At 70.4% G+C, this 14,832-nt stretch carries 11 protein-coding genes; 6 read left to right on the top strand and 5 right to left on the bottom strand.

What is annotated here, in order from left to right; genetic code table 11:
• The first annotated feature begins 138 nt into the window (after positions 1–138).
• From dnaA to ABC766_RS10955, 3 genes are all read left to right on the top strand, one after another.
• On the top strand, positions 139–1,635 hold the full coding sequence (gene dnaA, locus ABC766_RS10965) for a chromosomal replication initiator protein DnaA (protein WP_043346098.1): 1,497 nt from the start codon (positions 139–141) through the stop codon (positions 1,633–1,635).
• 266 nt (positions 1,636–1,901) lie between these two features.
• A complete protein-coding gene (locus tag ABC766_RS10960) occupies positions 1,902–3,110 on the top strand; it encodes an acetyl-CoA C-acetyltransferase (protein ID WP_345822235.1) in 1,209 nt (402 codons plus the stop codon).
• Between the two features lie 120 nt (positions 3,111–3,230).
• Positions 3,231–3,746, top strand: coding sequence for a hypothetical protein (locus tag ABC766_RS10955; protein WP_043346096.1), 516 nt, complete (start codon positions 3,231–3,233; stop codon positions 3,744–3,746).
• 31 nt (positions 3,747–3,777) lie between these two features.
• On the opposite strand, the gene ABC766_RS10950 is transcribed toward ABC766_RS10955, so the two are convergent.
• Positions 3,778–4,557: an EAL domain-containing protein gene (locus ABC766_RS10950; RefSeq protein WP_342144888.1), complete on the bottom strand. Its 780-nt coding sequence runs from the start codon at positions 4,555–4,557 to the stop codon at positions 3,778–3,780.
• 113 nt (positions 4,558–4,670) lie between these two features.
• Here ABC766_RS10950 and ABC766_RS10945 point away from each other — a divergent pair, with 113 nt between their 5' ends.
• Entirely contained in the window at positions 4,671–6,872 is a 2,202-nt protein-coding gene (locus ABC766_RS10945; protein ID WP_345822233.1) for a 3-hydroxyacyl-CoA dehydrogenase NAD-binding domain-containing protein, read from the top strand.
• Here the strand turns inward: ABC766_RS10945 and ABC766_RS10940 are convergent.
• The gene (locus ABC766_RS10940) at positions 6,842–7,819 is read right to left on the bottom strand and encodes a LysR substrate-binding domain-containing protein (protein ID WP_345822231.1); all 978 of its coding nucleotides are present in this window, start codon (positions 7,817–7,819) and stop codon (positions 6,842–6,844) included. The two genes, ABC766_RS10945 and ABC766_RS10940, sit on opposite strands and share 31 nt — an antisense overlap.
• A 145-nt stretch (positions 7,820–7,964) precedes the next feature.
• Between ABC766_RS10940 and ABC766_RS10935 the strand changes: the two genes are divergently transcribed.
• Positions 7,965–8,873 (top strand): amino acid ABC transporter substrate-binding protein, encoded by a 909-nt coding sequence (locus tag ABC766_RS10935; RefSeq protein WP_345822229.1) that lies wholly within the window; start codon positions 7,965–7,967, stop codon positions 8,871–8,873.
• 19 nt (positions 8,874–8,892) lie between these two features.
• Positions 8,893–9,954, top strand: a complete 1,062-nt coding sequence (locus ABC766_RS10930) for a GntG family PLP-dependent aldolase (RefSeq protein WP_345822227.1) — start codon at positions 8,893–8,895, stop codon at positions 9,952–9,954.
• A 6-nt stretch (positions 9,955–9,960) separates the two neighbouring features.
• Here the strand turns inward: ABC766_RS10930 and ABC766_RS10925 are convergent, their stop codons facing one another.
• The 3 genes from ABC766_RS10925 to ABC766_RS10915 form a co-directional block, all read right to left on the bottom strand.
• Complete coding sequence (locus ABC766_RS10925) at positions 9,961–10,830, bottom strand: 3'-5' exonuclease (RefSeq protein ID WP_345822225.1); 870 nt, start codon at positions 10,828–10,830, stop codon at positions 9,961–9,963.
• A gap of 72 nt (positions 10,831–10,902) precedes the next feature.
• Positions 10,903–13,380: an NAD-dependent DNA ligase LigA gene (gene ligA, locus ABC766_RS10920; protein ID WP_345822223.1), complete on the bottom strand. Its 2,478-nt coding sequence runs from the start codon at positions 13,378–13,380 to the stop codon at positions 10,903–10,905.
• A gap of 64 nt (positions 13,381–13,444) precedes the next feature.
• Complete coding sequence (locus tag ABC766_RS10915) at positions 13,445–14,737, bottom strand: MFS transporter (RefSeq protein ID WP_345822221.1); 1,293 nt, start codon at positions 14,735–14,737, stop codon at positions 13,445–13,447.
• Between the last annotated feature and the right edge of the window lie 95 nt (positions 14,738–14,832).

Raw genomic sequence — 14,832 nt, 5'->3', positions numbered from 1 at the left:
ATCGGCAAAAGTTCCTCGCGGTGGGGTTGACTCCGTCCAGGGGACTCTGTCCCGCCGGTTCTTGCGGGACGCTGAGGGCGTAAATCGTGCGTACGCGCGGACTGCGGACTTCCGCGGGCCGCGTCGGGAGAGCCAGTGATGCGTGTCGACGGAACGGTGGCGAGTGACGACGACGGGGGCCGCAGCGGCGGCGGCACTGTGGATTACGGGTCTGCCTGGGCCCGGGTGAAGCGTCGGCTGCGGGCCGAACTCGGCGAGGACGTGTTCGCGAGCTGGTTCGCCCGCCTTGAGCTGGAAGCCGTCGCCGGCGGAACGGCCCGGCTGACCGTCCCGACCCGCTTCCTCAAGAGCTGGATCGAGTCGCATTACCTCGACCGCGTCCTGAACACCTTCAAGGCCGAGGTCGAGGAGATCGCGCGGATCGAGGTCGGCGTCCGCGGGACCGGGGCCCCGGCCCGTCCTGTCGCCGCCGGCGTCGCCAAGCCGGGCCCGGCCAGCGGTCCGCTCGCCCGCCTTCACGCCACGAGCGCGCCGATCCCGATCGCCGCCGTTGCGCCCGCAGCCGAGGCGCGCAATGCCGACGCTGGAGGCGACCTCAGCGGCACGCCCCTCGACGCGCGGCTGACCTTCGCGAGCTTCGTCATCGGGCGCTCCAATGCCCTGGCGCATGCCGCCGCCGAGCGGGTCGCCAACCACCAGGGGGAGGGCGCCCTCTACAATCCGCTCTATCTCCATGCCGGCGTCGGGCTGGGCAAGACCCACCTGCTGCACGGCATCGGCCACGCCGCCCGCGAGGCCGGCCGCCGGGTGATCTACCTGACCGCCGACCGGTTCATGTACGGCTTCGTCAATGCCCTGAAGACCCAGTCGGCGCTCGCCTACAAGGAGCGCCTGCGGGGCATCGACCTGCTGATCCTCGACGATGTCCAGTTCATCCAGGGCAAGTCGATCCAGGCCGAGTTCGGCCACACGATCAACGCGCTCATCGATGCCGGCCGTCAGGTCGTGGTCGCGTCCGACCGGCCGCCGACCGAGCTTGAGGCTCTGGACGAGCGCGTGCGCTCGCGCCTGGGCGGCGGCCTCGTCGTCGAGATCACCGCCCTCGACGAAGCCCTGCGGGTCTCGATCCTGTCGGCGCGGCTTTCCGCGGTCCGGGCCGCACATCCGGGCTTCGACGTCTCGCCCCAGGTGGCAACCTACGTGGCCCGGGCGATCACCGCCAACGGCCGCGACCTCGAAGGTGCGGTGAACCGCCTGCTGGCCCACGCGACGCTCACCGGCACCGCCGTGACGATGGAGACCGCCGAGAGCGCGATCCGCGACCTCGTGAAGAATCGCGAGCCGAAGCGCATCAAGATCGAGGACATCCAGAAGCTGGTCGCCTCGCGCTACAACGTCTCACGGTCCGACATCCTGTCGGAACGGCGCACCGCCGCGGTGGTGAAGCCGCGTCAGATCGCCATGTATCTGTCGAAGGTCCTGACCCTGCGCTCCCTGCCGGAGATCGGCCGCCGCTTCGGTGGCCGCGACCACACCACGGTGCTGCACGCCGTGCGCAAGATCGAGAAGCAGATCGGCGAAGACGCGGTGCTCGGCGATGAAGTCGAGCTCCTGAAGCGGATGCTTCAGGACTAGTCGAACCTGCATGACGTCCCGGACGAACCTGCTCTCGACCGAGCAGATTCGCTCCGGATCGGCCGCGGGACCGTCCCCCGTGGCCTGATCGGGAAGGCGTCCGGACCAGCAGCGCCCCATCAGGCCCCGATGCCACGCGCCCTCTGCCGGTCCCTCCCTCCAGGACTGGCCGGGGGCGCGCGCCCCGTGGCAGACTGGCGCGAATGGAGACGGCCCTGTAAGGCCGCGTCGTCGACCGGCGACAATCAACGCCCCGGGGAGTGCTGATGACGGACGCCTTCATCTACGACCACGTTCGCACGCCGCGCGGTCGCGGCAAGGCGGACGGCGCCCTCCACGAAGTGACCGCGCTCCGGCTGGCCGAGACGGCGCTGCGCGCCCTCACGGTCCGCAACGGGCTCGACACGGCCCTCGTCGACGACGTGATCCTGGGCTGCGTCGATCCGGTCGGGGAGGCGGGCGGCGACATCGCCCGGGCCGCGGCCCTGGTGGCCGATTACGGCGCGCATGTTCCGGGTGTGCAGATCAACCGTTTCTGCGCCTCGGGCCTCGACGCGGTGAACTTCGCCGCCGCACAGGTCATGAGCGGTCAGCACGAGATGGCGGTGGGCGGCGGCGTGGAATCGATGAGCCGCATCGGCATCGGCGCCTCGGGCGGCGCCTGGCCGGTGGATCCGGCGATCGCCATCAAGTCCTATTTCATGCCGCAGGGAATCTCGGCCGACCTGATCGCCACCAAGTACGGCTTCACCCGCGACGCGTGCGACGCCTACGCGGTCCGCTCGCAGGCGCGCGCGGCGAAGTCCTGGGAAGACGGCCTGTTCGACCGGTCCGTCGTTCCGGTCCGCGACGTGAACGGCATCACCCTGCTCGACCGCGACGAACACATGCGCCCGGGCACCGACATGCAGTCGCTGGCCGCCCTGAAGGCGTCGTTCGTGCAGATGGGCCAGATGGGCGGCTTCGACGCCGTGGCGACGGACGCGCATCCGGACGTGGAGAGCGTGGATCACGTCCATCATGCCGGCAACTCCTCCGGCATCGTCGACGGTGCGGCCGCCGTGCTGATCGGCTCTCGGGCGGCCGGCGAGGCCGCGGGCCTGCGCCCGCGCGGCCGGATCCGGGCCTTCGCCAATATCGGCTCGGACCCGGCCCTGATGCTCACCGGGCCGGTGGACGTCACCCGCAAGATCCTGGCGAAGACTGGCCTGAGCCTGTCGGATATCGACCTGTTCGAGGTCAACGAGGCTTTCGCGGCGGTGGTCCTGCGCTTCTGCCAAGCCTTCGACCTCGATCCGGAGGCCGTCAACGTGAACGGCGGCGCCATCGCCCTCGGCCACCCTCTGGGTGCCACCGGCGCGATGATCCTCGGCACGGCCCTCGACGAGCTGGAGCGGACCGGCAAAGAGCGGGCGCTGATCACCCTGTGCATCGGCGCTGGCATGGGAACCGCCACCATCATCGAGCGGGTGTGAGCCATCGCGTGCACGGGAGCGACGTGCCGCCGCTCCCCAAAGTCCGGGAACGCTGCTAGAGGCGCGGTCGACGCTCGGCCCGTCTCTGGGCCGGACGATAAAACAACGGGAGACAAGCCCTTGAACCGCCTGTTTGCGACGCTCTGTCTGGGCGTCACCTTGAGCCTGCCGGTCGCTGCGCGCGCCGATGATGCGGCGGACCGCGTGGCCGCGGCCACCACCCTCGTCAACAAGACCCTGATCAAGAACCTTCAGACCGGGTTCAACGTCGCCCTCGAGAAGACCGTGGCGGCCATGCCGGAGGCGCGCGCCGAGGCCGTGCGCAAGGAACTCCTGACCGAGTTCGACAAGCAGCGCGCCCTCATGGTCGAGGGGCTGTCGAAGGACTACGCCGAGAAATTCAGCCTCACCGAACTGAAGCATCTCGATGAGATCTACTCGGACCCGACATACCTCAAGTTCCAGACGATGAACGCCGATCCGAACTCCTCGGTGACCGCGATCTCGCAGAACTCCGTCACCAAGCTGCTGAACATGCTGGCGGTGGCCGCGGCGACCGACAACACACCCAAGCCCGGCGCGGCGCCGATGCCGCCCGTGCCGCCGGCCGCGGCGCCTGCTCCGGCTCCGAAATAGCCAATGGGTGGCCGCGCGCGTGAGGCCGATCTCAGGCGGCGCGCGCGGCTGTCACGGGCGCGAAGCCCGCGACCGGGGGGAGCGCTTTCAGAAGGGGCTTGGCGAAGTGGTAGCCTTGCACGAGCGTGATCCCGATACTGCGCAGGGCGGAGAGTTCGGCAGCGGTCTCGACGCCCTCGGCGAGCACCGTCACGCCGAGGGCGCGGGCGATGCCGACCACACCCGACACGATGGCGTACCGTCCGGCGTCCCCGTCGAGGCCGCGCAGAACGTCCATGTCGATCTTGATCAGATCGGGACGGAAGTTGGCGAGCAGGCTGAGCCCCGCGAAGCCGGCGCCGAAATCGTCGAGGGCCGTCAGGAATCCCTGCTTCCGATAGGCGGCGACGATGTCCTTCACGTGCTCGATGTCCCGGAAGCGTTCCTGCTCGGTGAACTCGAACATGATGCGTTGATGGGCGAAATCGATGCGTCGCGCGGCCTCCAGCGAGGCGCGGATGCAGGCATTCGGCTCATAGACCGCGTTCGGCATGAAGTTGATCGAGAGACGCGTGGCGCTGTCGCGGGGAAACAGCGCGCCGGCGAGCTCGATCGCCTTGACGCGGGCGGCCTGATCGAACTGGTATCGCGTTTCGTCGGTCACCTGGTCGAGGATCGTGTAGGCGGATTCCCCGTTCGGGCCGCGCACCAGCGCCTCGTAGGCCCAGACGGAGTCGTCTGCGAGATCGAGGATCGGCTGGAACGCCATTGTGAAATCGAAGTCGAGCTTGGTGCCGGCGCGACAGGCGCGGCAGCCGGAGTCCTTCGTCATGTGCAGCTTTCGGTTCTTCTCGCCGACGCCGCCACCATGAGCGTCGGCGCTCAACACAACCTTAATGCAAGCTCGCCGGTGGATCATTGGCGCAACCCAGGGAGGACGGCACCGTGACGCTGACCGATTTCCGCTTCGAGACCGATGCCGACGGCATCGCCCTGGCGACCTGGGATATGCCCGGCCGCTCGATGAACGTGATCACCGAGGGGGTGATGGACCAGCTCGAGCAGATCATCGAGCAGGTTGCCTCCGATCCGGCCCTCAAGGGCTGCGTCATCGCCACCGGCAAGGACAATTTTTCCGGCGGTGCCGACCTCACCATGCTCCAGGGCCTCGGCCGGGCCTACGAGCAGCTCAAGGCCGAGCAGGGCGAAGAGGTGGCGATGCGCCACTTCTTCGAAGCGTCCCGGCGCCTGTCGCTGCTGTTCCGTCGGCTGGAGACCTGCGGGAAGCCCTTCGCGGCGGCGATCCAGGGCCTGTGCCTGGGCGGCGCCTTTGAGCTGGCTTTGTCCTGCCATCACCGGATCGCCTCCGACGACGGGAAGACCCGGGTCGGCCTGCCGGAGATCAAGGTCGGCCTGTTCCCGGGCGGCGGCGGCACGCAGCGCGTCGCCCGCCTGATGCAGACCGGCGACGCCCTCCAGATGCTGTTCAAGGGCGAGCAGATCCGCGCGCCCATGGCCAAGGGCATGGGGCTGATCCACGCGGTGGCGCCCCAGGCCGAGATCGTCGAGCGCGCCAAGGCCTGGATCCGTGAGGGCGGCTCGGCGGTGGCGCCCTGGGATGTGCCGAAGTTCAAGGCCCCGTCCGGAAAGGTCTACTCCCCGGCCGGCATGATGATCTGGCCGCCGGCCAACGCCATCTACCGCCGCGAGACCCACGACAATTACCCGGCCGCCAAGGCGATCCTGGCCTCCGTCTACGAGGGCCTGCAGCTGCCGATGGACCTCGCCCTGCGGGTCGAGAGCCGATACTTCGCCCACATCCTGCGCTCGACCGAGGCGGCGGCGATGATCCGCACGCTGTTCATCTCCATGGGCGAGCTGAACAAGGGCGCGCGGCGACCGAAGGACGTGCCGGCCGCCAACCTGCGCCGGGTCGGCGTGATCGGGGCCGGCTTCATGGGCGCGGGCGTGGCCTACGTCACCGCGCAGGCGGGCCTCGATGTGGTGCTCGTCGACCAGTCGGTCGAGGCCGCCGAGAAGGGCAAGGCCTACGCCCACACCCTCATCACCGGCCAGATCAACAAGGGCCGCGCCAAGACCGCCGATCGCGACGCGCTTCTCGGCCGCATCCAGGCCACGGCCGATTACGGCGCGCTCGCCGATTGCGACCTCGTGATCGAGGCGGTGTTCGAGGATCCGCAGGTGAAGGCCGAGGTGATCCAGAAGGTCGAGGCGGTGATCCGCCCCGACGCGATCTTCGCCTCCAACACCTCGACGCTGCCGATCACCGGGCTGGCCAGGGCCTCGCAGCGGCCGGCGCAATTCGTCGGCATCCACTTCTTCTCCCCCGTGGAGAAGATGATGCTCGTCGAGATCATCAAGGGCGAGGCGACCGGGGATGCGGCGCTCGCCGCGGCCCTCGATTACGTGCGCCTGATCAAGAAGACCCCGATCGTCGTGAACGATGCCCGCGGCTTCTTCGCCAACCGCTGCGTCGGCGCCTACATCCTCGAAGGGCACAAGATGCTCGCCGAGGGCGTTCCGCCGGCCATGATCGAGAGCGCCGGCCGCCAGGCGGGCATGCCGGTCGGGCCGCTGTCGCTCAACGACGAGGTCGCCCTCGACCTCGTGCTCAAGATCGCCAAGGCCACCGAGGCGCAGGTGGGGCAGGGGGCCGTGGACCCGGCTCAGAAGGCGATCCTGTCGGAGATGGTCGAGAAGCAGGGCCGGCTCGGTCGCAAGAACCGCAAGGGCTTCTACGACTACCCCGAGGGCGCGCCCAAGCGTCTCTGGCCCGGCCTGAAGGACCTGCAGCCGAACCGCCTCGACCCGGACGCCGTCGACTTCACCGAGCTGAAGCAGCGGCTTCTGGTGGTGCAGGCGCTGGAGGCCGCCCGCACCGTCGGCGAGGGCGTGGTCACCGACCCGCGCGAGGCCGATGTCGGCTCGATCCTCGGGTTCGGCTTCGCGCCGTTCACCGGAGGGGCCTTGTCGTACATCGACTTCATGGGCGCGGCGGCCTTCGTCGACCTCGCGCTGACGCTCGAGGCCAAGCACGGCCCCCGGTTCCGGGCACCCGATAACCTGACAGCGATGGCCGCGCGCGGCGGCACCTTCTACGCGGGCGCCGAGAAGCGCGCCGCCTGAGACGGAGGTGCCGGACGCCCGATCGCGGCGTCCGGCAGCTGAGCGAGTTCCTCCAGCAGCACCGCCCGCGCGCAGGCGCCGAAAGCCCGCATCAGCCGTCCACGGGCATGGTCGGGCGGGAACAGCAGGGCGAAATGCACCGGGAGGGCGGGGGCGAAGGGACGGATCGTGATCGGCGAGACCTTCGCCTCCTCGTAGGCGGCCAGCGGATTCATCACGCTGACCCCGAGCCCGGCCGAGACGAGGGTGCAGATCGATGCACCGAGGCCGGCCTCGGCGGTGATGGTCAGGGTAATCCCGGCCGCTGCGAAGATCGCCTCGGTCCGGTTGCGCAGGGCGCTCCCGAGCGAGGAGGCGACGAAGGGTACGCCGAAAAAATCCGCTGGGATTAGAAGAGCCTGCGCGGCAAGGGGATGGTCCTGCGGCAGGACGGCGACGCAGGCACGCGTCTCGACATGTTCCCGATGCGCGTCCGGGGCGTCGCCGTACAGCATCGTCAGCGCGGCGTCGCAGAAGCCGGTGGCGAGCCAGTGGTTCACGGTCTCGTCGTCGCCGGAATGGATCGCCACGATCACGTCCGGATGCGCGGCGCGGAAGCGCACGACCGCCCGCGCCAGGAGGCCGCCCGCCAGCCGCGGCATCGCGGCCACCCGCAACCGCTCCGCCCCGAAGGCGCGGATCCGTGCGGCCGCGGATTCCAGGCTGGTCAGCCCCACGAAGGCGCGCTCGACCTCCGCGTGAAACCGCGTGCCGTCGAGGGACGGCACGACCCGGCTCCCGCTCCGATCGAACAGGGGCAGGCCCGTGATCGCCTCCAGCTGGGCGATCAGCCGGCTCACCTGCGGCTGCGAGGTGTGGAGCCGGCGGCTCGCCTCGGTCATGGACCCGGTGGCCACAACGGCCCGGAAGGCCTCGATGTGCCGGAAGGTCATGCGCCGCTCGGCCATATCAGATCCGTATGCTCGGCAGGTGAATCGGCATTGGACGCCCGCGCGCGGCCGCTCCTAGGATCGCACGGCAAAGCTTCGGGCCGAAGCCCTGGCGGACGGTCCGGCGCTGAACCGGTTCAGACATAGCGAGGGGGTTCGGATCGTGTCGAGGACGCTGCCGCTTCTGTTGGCCACTCTGTGCTGGGCCGGGCTCGCCGCGCCGTCGGCCGCGGAGGGGCGCCTCGACAAGATCCGCACGACCGGACAGATCAGCCTCGGCTTCCCGGACGCGTCGCCGCCCTTCGGCTTCCTCGACCAGAACGCCAAGCCGGTGGGCTATTCGCTGGAGATATGCGAGCACGTCGCGCAGAAGCTCAAGGCCGCCCTCGGCCTGCCGAAGCTCGAGGTGCGCCACGTGCCGGTGATGTCGGCGACCCGGATCCCGCTCATCAACAACGGCACGATCGACCTGGAATGCGGCACCGCCAGCAACCTGCCCGAGCGGCACAAGCTGGTCTCCTTCGCGCCGACCACCTTCGTCGCGCAGGTGGTGCTGGTGGCCAAGAAGGATACGCCGGTGGATGTGGACGATATCGCCTCGTTCCGCGGCAAGGCCATCTCGGCGCAGGCCGGCGGCGAGACCCAGCGCGTCGCCACCCGGATCAACGTCCGCGACAAGCTCGACATCCAGGTGATGCCGGCCAAGGACACCGCGGAGGTGTTCCTGCTTCTCGAGACCGGCCGCGCGGCGGGCGCCATCAACGACGACGCCCTGGCCCACGCCACGGTGGCCGGCGCCAAGCGGCCCTCGGATTACAAGATCGGCACCAAGGGCCTGGAATTCGCGCCCTACGGGATCTTGGAGCCGAAGGACGACCCGGCCTTCAAGGCGGCCGTCGACAAGGCGGTGATCGAGCTGATTCAGGACGGCACCGTTGCCCGCCTCTACGGCAGGTATTTCGAGCAGCCGATCCCGCCGAAGGGTATAAACCTGGAGTTGCCGATGAGCGACGTGCTCAAGCGGGCCCTGGCTCACCCGACCGATTCCGGCGACGAGGCCGCGTACCGATAGGGCGGCCGGCGAGTCCGAGATGCGAAACGATCTGACCCATACGGCGGACGCGCCGTCCGTCGTCGACCTGCGGAGCGACACCGTCACGCGGCCGACCGAGGCGATGTACGCGCGAATGCGGACGGCACCGCTGGGCGATGACGGGCTCGATGCCGACCCGACCGCCCGCGCGCTGGAGGAGACCGCCGCCGCCATGCTCGGCAAGGCAGCCGGCCTGTTCGTGCCGAGCTGCACGATGGGCAATCTGCTGGCGATCCTTGCCCAGGTCCAGCGCAGCGAGCAGATCCTGCTCGAAGCCCAGGCCCACATGCTCAACACCGAGCGCGGCGCCGCGACCCTGACCGGAGCCTTCCTGTACGGGGTCGCCGGCACGGACGGCGCCATGGACCTCGACCGGCTGGAGGACGCCCTCAGCCCGAATGCCAGCCCGCTCCGGACGGCCATGATCGCGCTGGAGACCTCGCACAACGCCGCCGGGGGCACCGTGCTGCCGCCGGCCCATATGGCGGCGGTCGCAAATCTCGCCCGGGCGCGCGGCATCCCGGTCCATCTCGATGGGGCGCGCCTGTTCAATGCGGCGACGCATCTCGGCGTCGCGCCGGCGGATCTCGCCGCGCATGTCGACACGGTGTCGCTGTGCCTGTCCAAGGGCCTGAGCGCCCCGGTCGGCGCCGTGCTGGCGGGCGACGGGCCGGTCATCGCGGCGGCGCGGCGCCTGCGGAAGATGATCGGCGGGACCCAGCGGCAGGTGGGGATCATGGCCGCGGCCGGGCTCGAGGCGATCACCGTCATGGGGGCGCGCCTCGCCGAGGATCACGACCGGGCCCGGCAGCTGAGCGAGGGGCTGAACGCCCTGCGGCCGCGCCTCTCGGCAACCATGCCGCAGACCAACATCGTGCAGGTCGATCTCGGCCGGACCGGGCGGGATAGCGCGCGCTGGATCACGGATCTCGACGCGCTCGGGATTCGCACGCGCCCCCTGGGCGGGCAGCGGCTTCGGCTCGTCACGCACCGCCACATCGCGGCGGCCGATATCGACCGCGCCGTGGCGGCCTTCCGCACCTGCCTCGACGCGGCTTGAGCGGAATCAGGCCGCGCCCGCGACCCGCGTCTTCGCGCCGAGCATCCGGGCGAGGAGGACGACGTCGGCGGCATTGTCAGAGAGCAGGTCGGTGACGTCGCCGACCTCCAGCGCCTTCACGTGGCGGCAGCGCATGCCGTAGCGGCCGGCGGTGCAGGTGCAGCGCAGCTCCGGGCCGCCCGGCCGCTCCTCCAGGCTGACGTGGTAGCGGTTGCCGGTCGAGCCCCGCATGGCGAATCGCAAAGCCGCCGGCTCGTCGGGGAAGGCCGCCAGGGCCCGGCCGCTGATCGTCCCCGGGCTGCGACGCGGTCCTGCCGGGCCGCCGACCGCCCGCGTGACCGGCAGGCCGAGCGCGGCCGCGAGGGCATGCACGTCCGCGACCGCCCGCTCGCGCATCGCGGCCAGGGCGATCTCCGCGCAGGCATAGGCGTCCTCGCCGGCATCGTGATGCTCGAAGCGGATGCCGAGACGCCGCGCCACCTTGCCGAGCCCGCATCCCTCCGGCGCCGGGAAGACCCGGCGCGCCACCTGGACCGTGCAGAGATACGCGAGATCGGGAACCGCCAGGCCCGCCCGCGTCAGGCCGGCCCGCAGGACGCCGATATCGAAGCTCGCATTGTGCGCCAGGATCAGCCCGCGCCCGAGGTCGCCGAGATAGGGCGCCATCACGGTGGCGAAATCCGGCTTGTTGGCGACGTCGGCCGGCAGGATCCCGTGAACCCGGATGTTGCCCGGCGCGAAGCGCATCTCGGGGGGCCGGATCAGATGGCTCTCCCGGCGGACGACCCGGCCCTGCGCGATCCAGGCGAGGCCCACCGCGCAGGCGCTGTCACGCCGCTCGTTGGCCGTCTCGAAGTCGAGGGCCAGGACCGTCATCCAGGGTCAACCATGCCGGGTGGGAGTTCTCGGGGTGTTCCCCGCGAGGTCTAGGCCGCCCGGATCCGGGCTTCAACCCTCCGCCACCATCGCCAGCCAATCGTCCTCCGACACGACCTGGACGCCGTGCTTCTGGGCGTCCTTCAGCTTCGAGCCGGCTCCCGGGCCGGCAACGACGAGGTTGGTCTTGGCCGAGACCGAGCCGGACACCTTGGCGCCGAGGCGCTCGGCCACCGCCTTGGCCTCGTTGCGGGTCATCTTCTCCAGGCTGCCGGTGAAGACCACGGTCTTCCCCGCGAAGGCGGAGGCCGAGGCGGGCCGCTCCATCGGCTCGACCGCGACCGCGTCGAGCAGAGCCGCGACGGCATCGGCGTTGTGCGGCTCGGAGAAGAACAGGAGCAGGGCATCGGTCGCCACCGGGCCGATCTCCCCGTCATCGGCGAAGACCCGGTAGGCATCCCCGGGACGCTGCGCCGCCGCGCGCGCGATCGCCGCACGCACCGCGTCGACGTCGCCGTAATGGGCAAGGAGGTTCTCGCGCTGGACGGCGCTCAGGCGCGCCCGCTCCTTGGCCGGCGCGGCGTCGTCCTCCGGGAAGCCGAGATCGAGCAGCCGGTCGCGGGTGGTGCCTCCGACGCGCGGGACGGCGGTGAGTTCGACCCAATCCGGTCCGGGCTGCGCCGCCGAGGCCTCTTGGATTGCCGCGATGAGCGTCGGCATGTCGGTGAAACGCTTGGCCAGCGCCTTGGCGGTCGCCTCGCCGATCTGCGGAATGCCGAGGGCGAAGAGCAGGCGATTCATCGGCACGGCCCGGCGTGCCTCGACGGCGGCGAGCAGGTTCTTGATCGCCTTGTCGTCGTCCTCGCCCTTCTTCTTGGCGGCTTTCTTGGGCGGCTCGGCTGTTGCCGATTCCGCACGCCGCTCGGCCGAGAGCGCCTCGCGTCGCGCCACGATGGCGGCCTTGAGTTCCTCGAAATCGAGTCGGAACAGGTCGGCGGGCTGGCGCACGAGCCCGGCCTCGAACAGGACCTCGATATAGGTCTCGCCGAACCCCTCGATGTCGAAGCCGTTGCGCGACACGAAGTGCTTCATCCGCTCGACGCCCTGCGCCGGGCAGATCAGGCCTCCGGTGCAGCGGCGCACCGCGTCGGGGCGGCCGGTGCGCGGATTGATGGCGCGGACGGCGCGGCTGCCGCAGGCCGGACAGGTCTCGGGAAACGCATAGGGCTGCGATCCGGCCGGACGCTTGGTGAGGTCGACATCCATGACCTTGGGGATCACGTCCCCGGCCCGCACCACCGTCACGGTGTCGCCGACGCGGATGTCGCGGGGCATGGGGATCGGCTGACCGTCGGCGCCGATCCCCTCCGCGATAGGCTCACGGATAAACTCGCCGTCCGCCCCGACGCCCCTCACATAGCCCTCGTTGTGGAGGGTGGCGTTGGAGACGACGACGCCGCCGACCGTCACGGGGCGCAGCTTCGCCAGAGGGTTCAGGGAGCCGGTGCGGCCGACATTGATGACGATGTCCTCCATCACCGTCGTGGCTTCCTGCGCGGCGAATTTGTGGGCGAGGGCCCAGCGCGGCGAGCGCGAGACGAAGCCGAGACGCTTCTGCAAGCCGAGGTCGTCGACCTTGTAGACGACGCCGTCGATGTCGTAGCCGAGCCCGGCCCGGTCCGCCTCGATGCGGCGGTAATGGGCGAGCATCGCCTCCGTGTCCGTGAAGGTCTCGGTGCGGGGATTCACCGGCAGGCCCCAGTCCGCGAAGCGCTGGAGGCTGCCGGATTGCGTCTCCGCGATGGGCGCCGACAGCTCGCCCCAGGCATAGGCGAAGAACCGGAGCGGACGGGACGCGGTGATCGCGGGATCGAGCTGGCGCAGGCTCCCGGCCGCGGCGTTGCGCGGGTTGGCGAAGAGCGGCTTGCCGGCCGCTTCCTGCCGGGCGTTGATGGCGGCGAAATCGGCGTGGGACAGGTAGACCTCCCCGCGCACCTCGCAGATCTCCGGCCAGCCGGACCCCGCGAGCACCGCCGGGATGTCCTGCACCGTGCGGGCATTGGCCGTGACGTTCTCCCCGACCTCGCCGTCGCCGCGGGTGGCCGCGGTGTCGAGCCGCCCGTTCACGTAGCGCAGCGACAGGGACAGGCCGTCGATCTTGGGCTCGGCCGTGAAGGCGAGGGGCGTCTCGTCGGGCCAGCCCAGGAAGCGGCGCACGCGCGCGACGAACTCGGCCACCTCCCCATCGTCGAAGGCATTTCCCAGGGAGAGCATGGGTACGGCGTGCCGCACCTTGGCAAACTTTTCCGAGGGCTTGGCGCCGACCGACGTGCTGGCCGCGCCGGTGCCGGCGAGATCCGGAAAGCGCGCCTCGATCTCCTCGAGGCGGCGGCGCAGCCGGTCGTACTCGGCGTCCGAGATCTCGGGCGCGTCCTCCTGGTAGTACAGCCGGTCGGCCTCCAGGAGCGCGTCCGACAGCCGCGCGTACTCGGCGCGCGCATCCTCGGCGGTGAGGTCGAGATCGAGCGGATCGGATTTCGTAACGGCCATGGCGGGTTTCTAACGCATCGGCGGCCAACGGGGAGTCGGCCGTGGCGCGCAGTCCCCTGTTCCCTCAAGCATGGGACTTGAGCAGGCCGCCGTCTCCCGCCATCCGGAACGCCGCCAGGAATGTTGCGGCGACGAGGACGGCGACCCCGTGCAGCGGCAGCAGGGGCGCCAGCCAGCCCGCGACGGCGGTGCCGGCGACCGAGCCCAGATTCATGGCGGCCATGTAGACTTCGAACTGCGTGGCCGCGCCCGGTCGGCCCCGGCTCGACTCGAGCAGAGCCGGCATCAGGGCGACGATCAGCAGGCCGGGCAGCACGCTGGTGAGCGCCAGGATCACCGGTCCCGCCGCCCCGATGAGGCCGGCGCCGATCAGGCTGCCGGCGAGCGCGAAGGTGACGGCGCTTCCCAGGAGCAGCACGCGCAAGGGCGCTGCTGCACCCGCCCGATCCGACCAGAGACCCACCGCGATGGCGCCGGCCGTGCCGCTCGCCAGGGTCAGGATCGCCTGAAGGCGCGACAGACCGGCGGCATCCCAGCCCTGACGCTGGAGCAGATCGATCGAGAAGGGCAGCTCGAACAGTCCGAGGGCGGCGTCCAGGCCGAAGCACAAGGCGAGCAGACGCAGGGCACACGGCCGCTGGAGCGCGACGACGGTCCGGCGCAGGAAGCGCCGGACCGGGACGCGGCGCGGTGCCGGTCCGCGACGCTCAAGGGACAGGAACGCGTCGGTCGGCGCCTCGCGGATCAGCAGCATCGGCAGGCTCGCGAGGATCGCGGCGACGAGCAGCCAGCGGCTGCTCGCGGCGAATCCCCAGGCCGCCAGCATCCAGCCGAAGAGCCCGGCGCTGAGGCTGGTTCCCGCCACGAAGCCCGCGCGCGTGCAGGCGCTGACCCGGCCGAGCTCGTGCGCCGGGACATGGTCCATGATCATCCGGTCGCAGGCGGTGTCGAGCAGCGACGCGAACACGCTGTGAACGAGGAAGACCAGTCCCAAGGCACCGATGGCGTTGCGTTCGACGACGAGGAGGAGCGCGAGACTCGCGAGGCATCCGACGAGCGCTGCGACCGCGAAGGGCCGACGCCGGCCCATCTGCGTGTCGCCGGCCCGGTCCACCCAGGGTCCCCAGAGCAGGGGCTGCAACGTCCAGGGCAGTCCCGCCAGGGCGAAGTGAACGCCGACCTCGGCCGACGAAACGCCCTGCGCCGCCAGATGGTTGGCGAGGGCGGTGAGCGAGAAGCCCGCGATGAGGCCCTGGTAGAGATAGGTGGCGAAGAACACCCCGTAGCGGACCCTTCGCCGGTGCAGGCTCGGCCTGTCCGAGGGAGCGCTGCCGAAACCCGCGGCAATCGGGGTCATCGCGCACGCCGCTCCTTGCGGGAGGCGTGCTTGTTTCCGATGCTGCTCATACCGCCCTCACCGGATCCCCGCCCGTGCCGTTTCGCCCTGCCGAC

The organism is Methylobacterium fujisawaense (assembly GCF_039619325.1).
Classification (GTDB): domain Bacteria; phylum Pseudomonadota; class Alphaproteobacteria; order Rhizobiales; family Beijerinckiaceae; genus Methylobacterium; species Methylobacterium fujisawaense.
This window is presented reverse-complemented; position numbering and strand designations above follow the sequence as displayed.

Excerpts from the sequence above, each read along its gene's own strand:
- ABC766_RS10915 (WP_345822221.1), bottom strand. The coding sequence starts at position 14,737 with ATGACCCCGATTGCCGCGGGTTTCGGCAGCGCTCCCTCGGACAGGCCG.
- ABC766_RS10950 (WP_342144888.1), bottom strand. The coding sequence starts at position 4,557 with ATGACGAAGGACTCCGGCTGCCGCGCCTGTCGCGCCGGCACCAAGCTC.
- dnaA (WP_043346098.1), top strand. The coding sequence starts at position 139 with ATGCGTGTCGACGGAACGGTGGCGAGTGACGACGACGGGGGCCGCAGC.
- ABC766_RS10940 (WP_345822231.1), bottom strand. The coding sequence starts at position 7,819 with ATGGCCGAGCGGCGCATGACCTTCCGGCACATCGAGGCCTTCCGGGCC.
- ABC766_RS10960 (WP_345822235.1), top strand. The coding sequence starts at position 1,902 with ATGACGGACGCCTTCATCTACGACCACGTTCGCACGCCGCGCGGTCGC.
- ligA (WP_345822223.1), bottom strand. The coding sequence starts at position 13,380 with ATGGCCGTTACGAAATCCGATCCGCTCGATCTCGACCTCACCGCCGAG.
- ABC766_RS10925 (WP_345822225.1), bottom strand. The coding sequence starts at position 10,830 with ATGACGGTCCTGGCCCTCGACTTCGAGACGGCCAACGAGCGGCGTGAC.
- ABC766_RS10930 (WP_345822227.1), top strand. The coding sequence starts at position 8,893 with ATGCGAAACGATCTGACCCATACGGCGGACGCGCCGTCCGTCGTCGAC.